The sequence below is a fragment of the Arthrobacter pullicola genome, from assembly GCF_014836875.1.
GTDB lineage: Bacteria > Actinomycetota > Actinomycetes > Actinomycetales > Micrococcaceae > Arthrobacter_B > Arthrobacter_B pullicola.
This window is the reverse complement of sequence record NZ_JACSQC010000006.1, coordinates 107,956-122,078: the sequence shown is the minus strand read 5'-3', so window position 1 is coordinate 122,078 and position 14,123 is coordinate 107,956. Positions and strand designations below refer to the sequence as shown.

The following is a 14,123-nucleotide window of genomic DNA, read 5'->3' as shown; positions in this document are numbered from 1 at the left end:
AAGGTATGGAGTTTGTGGTCATTATCCTGTTCGTTGCCGCGATCGTGCTCGTGAACTTCCTGGTGGGCCGCGCACAGCGCCGCCGCGCGGGACGCCCGGCCACACCAAAGCCGGCGGTAAATCCGGCCCAGGGCGCCAAGCCCGCCGGGCGCGCCCCGGCCGGTGCCTCGCCGGAAGCCTCCCGTGAAGCGGTCGCCCGCCTGGACGAGGCCGGCCACCGGCAGGTTTATGCGGCGATTGCCCAGGGGCAGCCCATCCGTGCCATCCAGGTCTACGCCCAGCTGACCGGCTGCGGCCTTCGCGCAGCAAGTGCCGCCGTGGCATCGCTGGCCTCCCACCCGGTTCCGTACACCCGGCCGGCACCGAAGCCGGACCCGGCAGCGCAGAAGCCCTCAGCGCAGTCGCCCTCAGTGCAGGCGACCTCCGCGCAGGCCCCTGCTGCTGAGACGCCCGATACCGGCAGGTCCAAGGCCGCCGACGACACTCAGGCAGAAGGCGACGAGGCCGCGCCGTCGCTGAACGATGCAGGGGAGACGGGCAAAGACTCCGGCAAGGCTGCAGCAGAGCCCGCCTCGCCGGAAAAGGCCGGAAAGGGCTCGTCGGCCCCGGGCACGCCCAAGGACGCGGGTCAGCGGAACGATCCCCAGACACTTCCGGACGAGGCAGAAATCAGCAAATGGGCGCAGAACCTGCGTCCCGAAGACTTCTAGCCAAGCCGGCGTGAGCGCTGGGTGAGTCCGTCCCTGCCGTAGGGGTAATTCCCCACCGCGGGCGCGCTGACCTCGTCCAGCTGCCGCAGTTCTGCCGCCGTCAGCTCCACCCCGGCAGCCTGCAGGTTTCCTTCCAGCTGCTCCGGTGTCCGGGCGCCCAGAATGACCGAGGTGACACCCGGGCGTCCGGCCAGCCAGGCCAGGGCCACCTGCGCGGGAGCTGCGCCGTGGGCGGAGGCGATCTGCTGCAGCGCGTCCAGGACGTGCCAGGTCTGCGGGTTGCTGCTGCGCAGGTCCCAGCCCTGGAACTGGCGGGCCGGGTTTTCACCCACCCTGGTGTTGCCGGCCGGGACGGTTTCCCGGTGGTACTTTCCCGTTAGCCAGCCGCCGGCGAGCGGTGACCAGGGCAGCAGGCCCAGTCCGGCGTCGAGCGCTGCCGGCACAATCTCCGATTCAATCTCCCGCTCCAGCAGGTTGTACTGCGGCTGCAGCGTCACCGGCAGCGGCCGGTTATGGAGCCGGGCCAGCCAGACCGCTTTGGTGAGCTGCCAGCCGGTGAAGTTGGAAAACCCGTAGTAGCTGATCAAGCCGGCGGAAACGGCATCAGCCAGGAAACCCAGCGTCTCCTCCAGCGGGGTCAGCGGGTCCCACGAATGCAGCTGATACAGGTCAATATGGTCCACGCCCAGCCGCCGGAGCGAGTCCTCCAAGGCCCGGCGGAGATGCCGGCGTGAATTGCCGGCGTCGTTTGGGCTCTCTCCGGTGGCAAAACGGCCCTTGGTCGCCAGGACCACCGAGTCCCGGGCAGCCTGGTTGGAGTGCAGCCATTTGCCCACGATTTCCTCGGACGCGCCGGAATTGTAAATATCCGCTGTGTCGATGAAGTTGCCGCCGGCGTCCAGATAGTCCTCCAGCATGCGGTGCGAGGTCCGCTCATCCGTTTCATTGCCGAACGTCATTGTCCCCAGGGCGTAGGCGCTGACAACGGCTCCGCTGTTACCCAGCAGACGCATTTCCATGGCTGATTTCCTTCCGGCAGGCTGATGGCTGTTGCGCTCCACCCTATGCCCCGGTGTTCCAGGCCGGACAGAGGGACACCGGTGAGGGCTGCAGCGGCAACCGGCCTAACGCTCTGCGACGACGCGGCGGGTCACGCTGATGTCTCGCTCGCCGTAGCCCCGCTCGTCGATCTCGTCGAAGAAGTCGCGCAGCGCCGGCAGCAGCGCAGGGCTCGTGCCGGTCGCCTCGGCGATGTCCGCCGCGAAGCCGAGGTCCTTGATCATGTAGCGCGCGATCCCGGAGGGTGAGTCGTCGCCGCGCACGAGCTTGTCTTGTCGGCTCTCGAGCAGGTTCGACCCCGCGTAGCCGCCGCCGAGCAGTGCCCAGAGCGCGTCGAGGTCCAGCCCCGAGCGGTCGGCGAGGACTGTCGCCTCGCCGAGCGCGGTGATCGTCGCCGCTACGACGAGCTGGTTGCACGCCTTGGCGACCTCCCCTGCGCCGAGCGGACCGAGGTGGACTGGCCGTCCGCACGGCGCGAGCAGCGTAGCGGCGCGCGCGGCGTCCTCCGCCCCGCCGCCGAGCATGATGGAGAGTGATCCGGCTTCGGCGCCGTCCACGCCGCCCGAGACCGGGCAGTCGACCACTCGAACGCGGCCCTGCGTCTGGGCTGCGAGGCGCCCGGCGAGCGCGCGCACCTCTGGCGCCGAGGAAGTCGAGCCGATGAGCAGCAGCAACTCACTGTCACCGAGGCCCGCGAGCAGGCCATCGGGCCCATTGAGTGCCTGCTCGAGCTCAGCCAGGTCGGGCAGCATGGAGAGCACGGCGCCAGCTTGTGCGGCGAGCTCCCGCGGCGTCTCGGTCCACACCGCGCCGGCCTCGACGAGCGCGGGCCTGGCGGAGCGGCCGGTGATGAACACCGGTCCGTGCCCTTTCAGCAGCCGGAGCACCATGGGTGCACCCATCGCGCCGAGTCCGATGACGCCGATCGCGTCGGCCCGTGCGGTGGCGTCGAGTGTGTCTGAAATTTCGTTACCCATGCGCTCAATATACGTCGGACGCGCGGATCGGCCAGCGTGTCGGACCGCGTCCATCAGGATGGATCCGCTCTACAGTTGGGGTCGACACCTCGACCAGAAGGAGCGGACCAATGGCTGAGCAGGCAGCAACATCCCCGGAATCAACCGAGCGCAAGGACCGCGATCCAGCCCCCGCGGTCTCACGGGCGCTGCGCATCCTCGCCTCCCTTGCCGACGCCGAGGGCGTGCCGATGACCCTCAGCGACATCGCACGGGCGCTCGGCATCGCGAAGTCCTCCACCGCGAACCTGTGCGCGGCGCTCGAGGAGGGCGGTATGGTCGAGCGCGACGCCGGCGGCTACCGGCTCGGTCGCCGCACGGCGGAGCTCGGCGGTGCGTTTGCGCAGCAGTTCAACCAGGTGCGCGAGTTCTACCGCGTAGTGGCGGCCTCGCCCGGGCTGCGCCGAGAGGTCGTGCAGATCGCCATGCTCGACGGCGTGGACGCACTCTACCTCGCGCGCCACGAGGGCCGCTCGCCCTACCGCCTCGGCACGCCGCTCGGCTCGCGGCTGCCGGCACCGCTCAGCGCCACCGGCGTTGCACTGCTCGCGGGCCTCGACGACGTTGAGGTGCGCGAGCTGCTCGCGCCCGCCGCGCCCTTCCCGCGCCTCACAGCCACGAGCATCACGACGGTCGATGAGCTGCTGCCGCTGCTGCGCGAGGCACGGGAGCAGGGTTTCGCGGTTGACCGGGGTGGCTCGTTCGGCGACATCACCGGCGTCGCGGTCGCCCTCGACCCGTGGGCGCCCGCCGATCCGCCCCTCGCGATGGGGGTCGCGCTGCCGGCCGAGCACGCGGACGACGCGCGCATCGCTGAGGTCGGCGCCGCGCTGCGGGCAGCGGTCGCCGCGCTGACCAACCCGCTCCGGGGTGCAGTCTCGTCGTAGTCACGGCAATGTGTCCAAAGTGTTGAACAGTGTTCAACCCTTTGGTACGCTCGGCGGTGCAATGACGCCTTGCACGACTGTCGAAGGAGATAGACCGTGACTGAGACCACCACCCAGCAGGACCCGGGGCAACAACGCCCCGCGAACACCGATGACCCGGAATACGCTGCCAACCTTCGCCGGGCGACGCTCGCTTCGGGTGTCGGGAGCGCGCTCGAGTACTTCGACTTCGCCCTCTACGGACTGTCGTCCGCGCTCATCTTCAATACTCTGTTCTTCAGTAACCTTGACCCCGCGATGGGCGTGGTCGCGGCCTTTGCCTCGTTCGGCGTCGGCTTCGCCGCCCGGCCACTCGGCGGCCTCTTCTTTGGGAGAATCGGCGACCGCATCGGCCGTAAGCAGGTGCTGGTCGTCACGATCCTGCTCATGGGTGGTGCGACGACTCTCATCGGGATGCTGCCGACGTACGATCAGATCGGCATCTGGGCTCCTGTGCTGCTGACGGTGCTGCGCCTCGCCCAGGGCTTCGGTGCCGGCGCCGAGCAGGCTGGCGCAACCGTGCTTATGGCGGAGTACTCGCCTGTGCGGAGCCGCGGCTTCTTCTCGTCGCTGCCTTTTATCGGCATCCAGCTTGGCACCCTGCTGGCCGCCGTCGTCTTCACGTTCCTTTCCTCGTTGCCGGAGGACGTCTTCCTCGGCTGGGCCTGGCGCGTGCCGTTCCTGCTGTCCTTCGTGCTCATCCTCGTCGCGCTCTTCATTCGGATGCGCCTGCGCGAGACGCCGACGTTCGTCGAGCTCGAAAAGCAGGAGCAGGTGGCCGAGACCCCGATCCGCGACGTCTTCACGAAGGGCTTCCCGGGCGTCGTCGTCGGCATCGGGCTCCGAATGGCGGAGAACGGCGGCTCCTACATGTTCCAGAACCTGGCACTCGCCTTCGTCGCCGGCACGTTCATCGCCAACCCGGTCGACCGCGGCGTGGCGACCTGGGGCGTCACGATCGGCTCGCTCATTGGCATGGGCACGATCCCGCTCAGTGGGCACCTCTCGGACCGCTTCGGCCGCCGCGCGGTGTACCGCTTCGGCGCCGTGTTCATGCTGCTCTACGCGTTCCCCGCCTGGTGGCTGCTGTCGATGGGCGACCCGGTGACGGTGGTGATCGTCATCGCGCTCGGCATCGGCGTCGCCGTGAATACCATGCTCGGCCCGCAGTGTGCGATGCTCCCGGAGATGTTCGGCAACCGGCACCGCTACCTGGGCGTCGCGATGGCGCGCGAGATCTCGGCAGTGCTGGGCGGCGGGCTCGCGGGTGTGCTGGGCGCCTACCTGCTCGCGACGTCGGACGGCAACTGGCTCCTGCCCGCGATCTATATGGCGGCTCTCGCGCTCATCTCCACCGCGTCGACCTTCCTCGTGCCTGAGACGCGTGGCCGCGACCTGATGCGGCTCGAGGACGCCTTGCGCCTCTCGACCGACGAGGGTGCCGACCGCGTCGACCACGCCGGCGGCGCTGGCAGCCTCGCGGCGGCGGCGCACTGATGCGGATAGCGCGAATCGCCGTCGACGGCCGCGAGCTGCATGCCCGCGCCGACGGTGACGCCTGGGTGCCGATCGACAACCCGTACGCGGCGTTTGCAGCGGGCATCGGGGCCGCAGACGCGGGGGAGCGCGTGGACGGATGCGACGCGACGCTCCTCGCGCCGGCCCTGCCGACCGTACTCGTCGGCATCGCGCAGAACCGCGGCGCAGAGCCGGAGCCACCCCTGCCCGTGCAGGCGTGGCTCAAGAGCCCGCGCGGCGTCGTGCCGCACGGCACCACCGTGCGGGTGCGGCGTGATGCCGGCAGGGTCGTCGCGGAGGCCGAGATCGCGGTGGTCATCGGCCGCGACACCGGAGACCCCGGAGACGGGCTCGTGACCGAGGCGAACGCACACGAGTTCGTGCTCGGCGTCACCGCCGTGAATGACCTCTCCTACCCCGACCGGGCCGCTCTCGACGTGCGCAACTTTGAGTCGAAGGGCGGAGAGGGCTCGACGCCGCTTGGACCCCGGATCGACACCGAGGCGTCGATCGATGACCTTGTCCTGCGGCTCGTGGTCGACGGCGAAGTTGTCCGCGACTCCTCCGCGCAGGAGATGCCCGTCCCGGTCCGGGAGTCGATCGCCTACGTCGCCCGATGGCTCCGGCTGGGGCCCGGCGACGTCATCATGGCGGGCGCGCCGCACTCGAGCCACGAGGTCGCCGCGGGATCGACGGTCTCGGTCGTCGTCGGCGGGCTGCGGCTCGAGACACCGCTGCGCTGACCGCGCACCGCGCACACACATCCATAACCCTGAGCACGAAGGAGACACCCATGCCCGGATCCACACTGAAGGTAGCGGTCGCAGTGAGCATCGACGACGCGAGCGCCGCCCGCATCTGCGAGCTCGAGCCACGCGTCAAGCTGCTCCGCGATCCCTCCCTGACCCGGCCGTGGCGCTGGACGGGAGACTGGGAGGGGAATCCCGAGTGGCAGCGTACCCCCGAGCAACAGGAAACATTCGAGGCGATGCTTGATGAGGCAGATGCGCTCTTCGGCCTGCCCGATGTCAGCCCCGCCGCGCTCGCCCGCACGGTGCGTGCGAACCCCCGCCTGCAGTGGCTGCACACCACTGCCGCAGGCGGCGGCGGTCAGGTGCGCGCGGCCCGGCTTACCGACGACGAGCTTGAGCGCGTCGTCGTCACGACGAGCGCTGGCATGCACGCGTCGACGCTCGCCGAGTGGGCGGTCTTCGGCGTACTCGCAGGCGCCAAGGGCCTGCGCCAGCTCGAGGCCGACCAGGCAGCGCGCACGTGGGGTGAGAGCCGTCGCCTCATGCGGCACGTCGGCGAGATGACCGTGCTCGTTGTCGGGCTCGGCGGCATCGGCGCCGTCGTCGCCGAGCGCTTCTCGGCGCTCGGTGCGACCGTCTGGGGCACCACACGGTCGGGCGAGCCGGTCAAGCACGTTGACCGCCTCGTGCCGATCGACCAGCTCGTCGAAGCGGCCGGCCAAGTCGATGCGATCATCGCGACGCTGCCGGGCACGGAGCACACCACCGGCCTGCTCGGTGCCGATGTGTTCGGCGCGGTACGCAGCGACACGATCCTCGTCAACGTAGGGCGCGGCACCGTCATTGACGAGGACGCCCTGCTCGACGCCCTCGACGCCGGCCGCATCGGTTTCGCCGCACTCGACGTCACCGCGGTTGAGCCGCTGCCGGCCCAGTCGCGGCTGTGGGAGCACCCGAGCGTGCTGCTGAGCCCGCACACCGCCGCGCTCTCGGTGCAGGAGCCCCGCCGTATTGCCGAGCTCTTCGCGGCGAATGCGACGCGCCTGCTCGACGGTGACCGGTTGCAAAACGTCATGTCGACGAAGGAGTTCTACTGATCGCATCGCCATCTTCGCCGTCGCGGACGCCGAGGCGAGAGCGCCTCTGGGCTAGAGACCCAGGACAGCCGACGCGATCAGGAAATAGATGATCAGGCCCGTGGCGTCGACGAAGGTCGAAATGAAGGGATTGGAAAACACCGCGGGATCCACTTTGAGGGCCTTCCCCAGCAGCGGCATCAATCCGCCGACGGTGGCGGCCATGGTGCAGACCCCCAGCAGGGTCAGGCCGATGACCAGGCCAAGGGGCACGGTGAAGATAATTGACGCCACGGCAAACCCGAGTCCGCCGAGAAGCAGGCCCAGCCAGGCACCGACCCGTAGCTCCCGGGCAACCACTTTGACCACGTCCCTGGGCCGTACGTCCCCCAGCGCCAGGGCGCGGGTGATGGTGGTGGCCGCCTGGTTGCCGGTGTTTCCCCCGGTGCCGATCAGCAGCGGGATAAAGAGGGAAAGCACCACCTGCTCGGCCAGGGTGGCTTCAAAGGCACCCATAACCTGCACCGTCAGCGTGGCGCCGAGCGCCAGGACCAGGAGCCACACCACGCGGGCCCGCACAATGCTGCGGATCGGAGTCGCCAGGTAGGGACGGCGCAGCGGCTCGGAGCCTCCTGCCCGGGCGGCATCCTCGCTTTCGGCGTCCTCAAGGATTCTGAGCGCATCGTCCACGGTCAGTATTCCGACGAGCCGGTTTTCGGCATCAACGATAGGCAGAACCAGGACTTTCGCGTCAGCACAGTAACGTGCGGCTTCCTCGGCATCCAACGTGGCCGGAGCCGACAGCGGGTCCTTCATCAAATCCGAGACCAGATCGGATTCCGCGGCGCGCAGCACGTCCCGCAGCGAGACCACGCCTACCAGGTGGCGGCTGCCGTCGGTGACGGGGATCGTGTAGACGCTCTCGGCGTCGTCGAGCTGCTCCCGCACGCGGGCCAGGGTTTCGCCGGCCGTCGTGCCGGGATGGGTCGTGACGAACTGCGGACTCATAAAGCGGCCCACGGCGCCCTGCGGGTAACCGAGCACCATGGTGGTGAGTGCGCGGTCCTTCTCCTTGAGTCCCAGGATCAGGCGGTTGGCCACCGACGCCGGCAGCTCATCCAGCAGCGCCACCCGGTCATCCGGGCTCAGCGCGGCAAAAACCTCCGCCACCTGTGCGTCCTGGAGCCCGGACACGAGGTCTGCCTGGAGCCGTGCGTCGAGCCGCTCGAAGACCTCCAGCGCCCGTCCCTTGGGGAGGGTGCGGTAGGCCAGCGCCCGGTCAATGGTGTTCAGCCGTTCGAGCTGTTCCAGTGTTTCGGCCACGTCCAGCGGCTGCAGGGCCCGGGCCACCTGGGACAGGCTGTTATTGCTGAGGGCCTCGGCCAGCAGCTCGGCGCTGGCGTCGAATGAAAGAGTGGGTGACTTGATCATGATCCGGTTCCCTCCGGTGAGGCGCACATGAGCTGCGGCTGGACCGCGGGATGTGTAAAAAAATGGGTGAGTCGTGCAACGGTGCAGTACCGCAGCCGCGCGGGCTCAGGCCGGAAGGGGAATCGAGAGGTTCGCCTGGAAACGGCGGAACCGGAGCTGCCGCTAGCGGCAGGAACACACCTGGATGGTGTGGAGATCTGTTTCCCTGGGGCGAAGGCGAGGCCCGCGCGGTGCGGTAGATCGACTATTTCCGTCGTCCATGCGTGCGGTTCACCTCCAGTCCTTCCAGGAATGATCAGATATGGAAACACCCCGGTCCGAAGGCCGGGGTGTTTCCGTTGGCGGAGACGGGGGGATTTGAACCCCCGGTGGGCTTTAGGCCCACACTTCATTAGCAGTGAAGCCCATTCGGCCGCTCTGGCACGTCTCCATTTGCCCTGGCGATTTCACTCTGCCAGCCTGTCAAGACTACCCACAACGGGGGGCTTTCGGCAAAACAGGTTCAGGACAGCCGGCCGGTGAGCGCTTCCCAAAGGAACTCGTAGGACATGGCGTGCATCCGCGCGGACTGCCGGTTGTCCGCTGCCCCGGCATGCCCGCCTTCCAGCGCCTCATGGAACCAGACCCGGTCCACCCCGATGGCCTGCATGCGGGCAGCCATTTTCCGGGCCTGGACGGGGCCGACCCGGTCATCGCTGGTAGCAGTCCAAATCAGCGACGGCGGGTACTGAACGTCCTCGCGAAGCAGGTGATACGGGGAGAACGTCTTAATGAACTCCCACTGCTCCGGATCGTCCGGGTCTCCGTATTCGGCGATCCAGGAATGACCGGCGGAGAGTTTGGTGTACCGGCGCATGTCCAGCAGCGGTACCCCGCAGGACACCGCTCCGAAAAGCTCCGGGTAGAGGGTGAGCATGTTGCCCACCAGCAGTCCTCCGTTGCTGCGGCCCGTGCAGCCCAGGTGTTCGCGGGAGGTGACTCCGCGGTCGGTGAGGTCGCGGGCGACTGCGGCAAAATCCTCGTAGGCGCGGTGCCGGTTCTGCTGCAGGGCGGCGCGGTGCCAGTCGGGGCCGTATTCCCCGCCGCCGCGGATGTTCGCCAGGACGTAGACGCCGCGGCGGAGCGTTCCGCCGTCGTCCGTGTAGCTGCGCTCCAGCCAGCCGCGCCCGACCACGCCGCTGTAGGCGGGGGTGAGGGCCTGTTCAAACCCGCCGTAGCCCGAAAGCACTGTGGGATTGCCGCCGTCGAGCACCATTCCCTGGTGCGCCACCTGGAAGTACGGGACCCGGGTGCCGTCAGCGGACACGGCGAAGTGCTGCTCCACCGTGCAGTCGGAGGAATCGAAGAACGACGGCGAGGACTTCACTGCCGCTGCGGCCCCCTTGCCCGTTCCTGCGGGGCTGCCAAGCGTTCCGCGGGAGAGCGTTGACGGGGTGGTGAAACCCGTGCTGATCAGCCAGTAGTCGTTGCCGGCGGCATCGTCCTCGTCATCGACCGCGTACGCATCCACTGTGTGGAGCGGCGGGCAGGCATCGAGCGTGGTGGCCTGCCAGTCCGCGGCTGGCTCCAGGACCTGGATTTCGGAGGAAACGTCCCGCAGCAGGTTCAGCAGCAGGTAGTCCCGCGTCCAGCTCCAGGACTGCAGGGAGACGGTGGGCTCCGGAGTGAAGAGCGTGCGCAGGTTCCGGCCGCCAGCGAGGAAGTCCTCCAGGTCAGCAGCGAGCAGGGAGCCTGCCTTGTGCAGGGTTTCACCGACCAGCCAGTCGGTCCGCGGGCGCATCAGCAGCCACTGGCGGTGCAGGTCCACCGTGACGTCCAGCGGCACCTCCACACGCAGCCAGGCGTCATCCCGGCGCAGATAGGTGATGCTGTCGTAGAAGTCGATGATGTCCAAGGCCAGGTCCCGCTCGAATCCCGGCGTCTGGTCATGGTGGACGTAGCCCATCATGTGGTCCTGCGGAACTTCGAAGTACAGGTCGGCGTCGGGGAGATCCTGGCCGCGGTGCACGGTCCGGACCATCCGCGGATAGGAGGAGGCGGTCATGCTGCCGGGACCAAAATCGGTGGCCACGTACAGGGAATCCGGTCCGGCCCAGGACACCTGCGTCTTAGCCACAGGCAGATCGAAACCACCCGGGACAAAGGCCCGGTCGACGACGTCGTACTCCCGGTAGCGGGCAGCATCGCCGCCGTCGGGGGAGAGAAGCACCAGTGCGCGGCGGTAGGAGGCCCCGTCCTCCGGGCGCAGGAACCGGGCTCCGCCCCAGACCCATTCGGTGCCTTCTGCAGCGCTCAGGGCATCCAGGTCCAGCAGGGTCTCCCACTGGGTATCCGCTGCCGTGTAGCCGTCCCACGTGGTGCGGCGCCACAGGCCTTTGGGGTGCTCGCCGTCCCGCCAGAAGTTGTAGTACCAGTCACCGCGTTTGACCACCATGGGAATCCGGTCGGTGGAGTCCAGGACTTCCAGCAGCCGTTCCTCGGTGCGTTCAAAGTCCGTGGCGGACAGCAGCGCCTCCGTCTTGGAATTCTGCGCCCGGACCCAGTCCAGCTGCTTGTCGCCGTAGATGTCCTCCAGCCAGAGGAATTCGTCGTCGGTGTCTTGGTCCTGCGGGGTTTGCGCGCTCGCGGAAGTCATGTGCCCCATCCTAGGGGTGGGCCGGATCGGCTGGAGCCAGGGAGCGCATTCAGCCGGCGTTTCAGGTGGCGGCTTTCCACCCGGTTCCGGCAAAGGTCCGGGGCACGGACCAGTTCCGCCCGGGACGGCAGGAGGATCATCGGCAGCGTGTCGGACGGCCAGCTGGCCGCTGCCGGAGCAGCCGCCTAACCGGCGTCGGTCGATACGAGAACACGGACTTTCCACCGGTGCGCCGTCAGCCAGCAGCCTGCAGGCCTTCAGCAGCATGTCCAAGATCCGGGGCGTCCACCAGATAGTATCCGCTGATCTGTTCCACGGATTCGGAATATGGTCCGTCGGTTATCACTGTTTCGCAGCCGCTGCGGCGGACGGTTTTGGCTGTCCGGGACGGGGCGAGTTCGGCGCCGTCGAGGACGGTGGCGCTAACGTCCGTCAGGTTTGGAAATCGACACCGTTGCCTTTGGTCCCGGGAATTTTCCGGCTGGGTGGCTTAGGGTGATGAACAAACAGGTCCGGCAGGAGGTTCCGTGGTTCGTTCCCCGGTGAAGACTGTGCTTGTACTGGCTGCGCTGGTGTCCGTGGCTGCATGCAGCGGCAACGGATCCGGTCCACCGGGAGCTGACCGGGTGGCCGGGTCCTTTTACGCTGCACTGCAGGAATCGAACTTGGAGCAAGCTTGCAGTATGCTTGCGCCCGGCACGCTGGAAGCAGCTTTGCAGACGGAGAGCGGTGGCGCCCGGTCCTGCCCGGACACACTGGCGGCAGTGGACCTGCCGGCCGCGGGCGCTGCTGTTTCCAGCCAGGCGTATGGACGAAACGCCCAAGTGGTTTTTGAGAATGACACCGTTTTCCTGACCCTGGCGGACGGCATGTGGAAGGTCATGGCCGCGGGCTGCACTGAACGCGGCGACCGGCCCTACAGCTGCCTCATAGAGGGAGACTGACGATGCGTGCACGCTGGGCATTCGTGCTCTGCCTAACCTTCATTGGCGTAGGCCTTGCCTACATGATCACGGTTGGAGCGCTGGGACGGTGAAAGCGCTGAAACATAACGGGTTGTTTATTGTTTTCTTCTCGCTTTTCCTGCTCTCCCTGGCGGGACAGGCGCTTGCCGGTTTGGCGTTGTTCAACGAACAGCAGGTCGCCGCTGGGCTGGAACAGGTCAGCATCTGGCAGTACCTGACCACCTCAAGCTTCGCCGTCGACGTCGCTGAAAACTGGCAATCCGAGTTCCTGCAGTTCCTCCTGCTGATCCTCGCGGCGGTTTGGTTTGTGCAGCAGGGTTCACCGGAGTCCAAAAAACTCGGCTCCGAGGGGACCGAATCGGATAAAGATCAGCTTCTGGGACGGTACGCCCGGCCGGATTCCCCTGCTTGGGCCCGAGCGGGCGGTTGGCGGACGCGGGTCTACTCGAATTCTCTGGCGGCGGTGATGGGGACGATCTTCCTGCTCTCCTGGTTCGCCCAGTCAATCGCCGGGTTCAGCGCCTTCGCCGAGCAGCAGCTGGCGAACCTGCAGGATCCGGGGACCTGGGGAGAGTACGTCCTCTCGCCGGAGTTCTGGAGCCGCACACTGCAGAACTGGCAGTCGGAGTTCCTGGCGGTCGCCTCGATGGTCATCCTGGCGGTCTACCTGCGCCAGCGCGGCTCCCCGGAGTCAAAACCGGTGGGCGCGGCCCACACCGCCACGGATGTTGAAGGCTAGAAGACCAGGTCATGGCCGGCAGCACCTGGCTCCCGCGGAGCCGAAGGCCGGTAGCGTGCGTGCAGGGTGCCGCGCCAGTGCCGGACGTTGTGCAGCTGCAGCAGGAGGGATCGTTCCGGAAAGGCACGCAGCCCTTGCCCAAGCATGATCGGAGCGATGAAAAGATCCAACTCGTCGACTTCCCCGGCTTCCAATAGGGCGTGGACGAGGCTCACCGAACCCCAGATGAGAAACTTTCCACCCTGGCTGCGGCGTTCCCGGACGTAGCTGACGGCGTCCGGAACGACGGCGGCCTCCGGGTAGGCCCCCCAGGGGGCTGAGGAGAGGGTCCGGGAGGCTACTGTTTTCCGGGCCATGTTCAGCTGAGCCGCAATCGGCTCGTCCGCCGTGGGCCAGTACGCGGCGAAGAGCTCATAGGTCCTCCGGCCCAGCAGTATTTCATCGACGTGCGGCAGGAGCCGCATATTCCAGTCCTGGCCGGCGGCGCTGGTTTCCGGAGCCACGGCGGCGAAGAGGTCAGCTTCACCGCCGGGCCCGGCCGCAAACCCGTCGAGCGAGATCCATTCCTGGACCATCACCTGCACCCCGGGATCCAAAGTGAGATCAAGTGATGTGTCCGGTGCTCTGTCGGGAATGGTCTCCGGTGCGTCATCAGTCATGCCCGCCATTGTGCCTGCGCAGCGAAGTGAGGGCCAGAGCCAGCAGCCCGCCGATGGCTCCGATGGCCGCACCCGTCATCAAACTGCCCGGCACGGTTGCCAACCGCAGGGCTGGTCCGGCCTCGAGGAGAGCCGGCATGCCGGCGAAAGCGAAGTTCCAGAGCAGCTGGTGGGTGATGGCCAGCATGACGCCGAACATCAAACCAATAACCAATACGGTCAAGAACGGCCGCGGGGAACGGACCCGGACGGTGACGAGGATCCACACGGCAACGGGCGCCAGGGCCAGGAACCAGGTCACCGGTGCGCCTTCGTGGATTACCTGGAGATCGTGCAGGACGGCCCGGGGCAGGCCAAGCAGTGCCAGGCCGGCCATCAGCAGCAGGGGCATTCCGAAGGAATAACGGACTGCCCGGGTGGTTTCCTGGGGTGTTGGGTATTCAGTCATGCTGCCACGGTAGGCACGCGGGCCGGGGCTCCGCGTCGGGCTGCGGGCGCCGGAGTGGGTCATCGCAGGCGACAAACCGGTACGCGTTTGGACGCCGTCGTCTGTTGCTGTTGCCGTTGCCGTTGCCGTTGCTGTGCTGTTGCCGTGCTGTTGCCGTGCTGTTGCCGTGCCTTAGGCGCTGCCGCGGGA

Annotated in this window: 13 protein-coding genes and 1 tRNA gene; 7 read left to right on the top strand and 7 right to left on the bottom strand. The window is 67.6% G+C overall.

Features of this window, described 5'->3' with window-relative positions:
* Positions 1-5: 5 nt before the first annotated feature.
* A complete protein-coding gene (locus H9638_RS13350) occupies positions 6-710 on the top strand; it encodes a hypothetical protein (protein ID WP_191748109.1) in 705 nt (234 codons plus the stop codon).
* On the opposite strand, the gene H9638_RS13345 is transcribed toward H9638_RS13350, so the two are convergent.
* Positions 707-1,729 carry an aldo/keto reductase gene (locus H9638_RS13345; protein ID WP_191748107.1) on the bottom strand — a complete coding sequence of 341 codons (1,023 nt, stop codon included), beginning with the start codon at positions 1,727-1,729 and terminating at the stop codon, positions 707-709. The genes H9638_RS13350 and H9638_RS13345 overlap by 4 nt on opposite strands.
* 105 nt (positions 1,730-1,834) lie before the next feature.
* Complete coding sequence (locus H9638_RS13340) at positions 1,835-2,746, bottom strand: NAD(P)-dependent oxidoreductase (RefSeq protein ID WP_191748105.1); 912 nt, start codon at positions 2,744-2,746, stop codon at positions 1,835-1,837.
* 110 nt (positions 2,747-2,856) lie between these two features.
* Between H9638_RS13340 and H9638_RS13335 the strand changes: the two genes are divergently transcribed.
* The 4 genes from H9638_RS13335 (at position 2,857) to H9638_RS13320 (ending at position 7,078) form a co-directional block, all read left to right on the top strand.
* Positions 2,857-3,672 carry an IclR family transcriptional regulator gene (locus tag H9638_RS13335; RefSeq protein WP_191748103.1) on the top strand — a complete coding sequence of 272 codons (816 nt, stop codon included), beginning with the start codon at positions 2,857-2,859 and terminating at the stop codon, positions 3,670-3,672.
* Positions 3,673-3,768: 96 nt separating this feature from the next.
* Positions 3,769-5,208, top strand: a complete 1,440-nt coding sequence (locus tag H9638_RS13330) for an MFS transporter (protein WP_191748101.1) — start codon at positions 3,769-3,771, stop codon at positions 5,206-5,208.
* Positions 5,208-5,972 carry a fumarylacetoacetate hydrolase family protein gene (locus H9638_RS13325; protein ID WP_191748099.1) on the top strand — a complete coding sequence of 255 codons (765 nt, stop codon included), beginning with the start codon at positions 5,208-5,210 and terminating at the stop codon, positions 5,970-5,972. Before H9638_RS13330 ends, H9638_RS13325 begins: the two co-directional genes overlap by 1 nt.
* 83 nt (positions 5,973-6,055) lie before the next feature.
* Positions 6,056-7,078 carry a D-2-hydroxyacid dehydrogenase gene (locus tag H9638_RS13320; RefSeq protein ID WP_318241880.1) on the top strand — a complete coding sequence of 341 codons (1,023 nt, stop codon included), beginning with the start codon at positions 6,056-6,058 and terminating at the stop codon, positions 7,076-7,078.
* Between the two features lie 51 nt (positions 7,079-7,129).
* On the opposite strand, the gene mgtE is transcribed toward H9638_RS13320, so the two are convergent.
* From mgtE to H9638_RS13305, 3 genes are all read right to left on the bottom strand, one after another.
* Positions 7,130-8,488: a magnesium transporter gene (mgtE, locus tag H9638_RS13315; protein WP_191748095.1), complete on the bottom strand. Its 1,359-nt coding sequence runs from the start codon at positions 8,486-8,488 to the stop codon at positions 7,130-7,132.
* Between the two features lie 339 nt (positions 8,489-8,827).
* Positions 8,828-8,918 (bottom strand) — tRNA-Ser (locus tag H9638_RS13310).
* A gap of 72 nt (positions 8,919-8,990) precedes the next feature.
* A complete protein-coding gene (locus H9638_RS13305) occupies positions 8,991-11,123 on the bottom strand; it encodes a prolyl oligopeptidase family serine peptidase (RefSeq protein ID WP_225217407.1) in 2,133 nt (710 codons plus the stop codon).
* Positions 11,124-11,806: 683 nt separating this feature from the next.
* On the opposite strand from H9638_RS13305, the gene H9638_RS13300 reads away from it, so the two are divergent.
* A complete protein-coding gene (locus H9638_RS13300; RefSeq protein WP_191748091.1) occupies positions 11,807-12,067 on the top strand; it encodes a hypothetical protein in 261 nt (86 codons plus the stop codon).
* Positions 12,068-12,155: 88 nt separating this feature from the next.
* Entirely contained in the window at positions 12,156-12,827 is a 672-nt protein-coding gene (locus tag H9638_RS13295) for a DUF6766 family protein (RefSeq protein ID WP_191748089.1), read from the top strand.
* On the opposite strand, the gene H9638_RS13290 is transcribed toward H9638_RS13295, so the two are convergent.
* Together H9638_RS13290 and H9638_RS13285 are read right to left on the bottom strand one after the other, a co-directional pair.
* Positions 12,824-13,486 carry a dihydrofolate reductase family protein gene (locus H9638_RS13290; RefSeq protein WP_191748087.1) on the bottom strand — a complete coding sequence of 221 codons (663 nt, stop codon included), beginning with the start codon at positions 13,484-13,486 and terminating at the stop codon, positions 12,824-12,826. The two genes, H9638_RS13295 and H9638_RS13290, sit on opposite strands and share 4 nt — an antisense overlap.
* Complete coding sequence (locus H9638_RS13285) at positions 13,479-13,934, bottom strand: hypothetical protein (protein ID WP_225217406.1); 456 nt, start codon at positions 13,932-13,934, stop codon at positions 13,479-13,481. The genes H9638_RS13290 and H9638_RS13285 overlap by 8 nt, the downstream gene beginning before the upstream one ends.
* Positions 13,935-14,123: the final 189 nt, after the last annotated feature.

Excerpts from the sequence above, each read along its gene's own strand:
- H9638_RS13350 (WP_191748109.1), top strand. The coding sequence starts at position 6 with ATGGAGTTTGTGGTCATTATCCTGTTCGTTGCCGCGATCGTGCTCGTG.
- H9638_RS13345 (WP_191748107.1), bottom strand. The coding sequence starts at position 1,729 with ATGGAAATGCGTCTGCTGGGTAACAGCGGAGCCGTTGTCAGCGCCTAC.
- H9638_RS13340 (WP_191748105.1), bottom strand. The coding sequence starts at position 2,746 with ATGGGTAACGAAATTTCAGACACACTCGACGCCACCGCACGGGCCGAC.
- H9638_RS13335 (WP_191748103.1), top strand. The coding sequence starts at position 2,857 with ATGGCTGAGCAGGCAGCAACATCCCCGGAATCAACCGAGCGCAAGGAC.
- H9638_RS13325 (WP_191748099.1), top strand. The coding sequence starts at position 5,208 with ATGCGGATAGCGCGAATCGCCGTCGACGGCCGCGAGCTGCATGCCCGC.
- mgtE (WP_191748095.1), bottom strand. The coding sequence starts at position 8,488 with ATGATCAAGTCACCCACTCTTTCATTCGACGCCAGCGCCGAGCTGCTG.
- H9638_RS13305 (WP_225217407.1), bottom strand. The coding sequence starts at position 11,123 with ATGACTTCCGCGAGCGCGCAAACCCCGCAGGACCAAGACACCGACGAC.
- H9638_RS13300 (WP_191748091.1), top strand. The coding sequence starts at position 11,807 with ATGCTTGCGCCCGGCACGCTGGAAGCAGCTTTGCAGACGGAGAGCGGT.
- H9638_RS13290 (WP_191748087.1), bottom strand. The coding sequence starts at position 13,486 with ATGACTGATGACGCACCGGAGACCATTCCCGACAGAGCACCGGACACA.
- H9638_RS13285 (WP_225217406.1), bottom strand. The coding sequence starts at position 13,934 with ATGACTGAATACCCAACACCCCAGGAAACCACCCGGGCAGTCCGTTAT.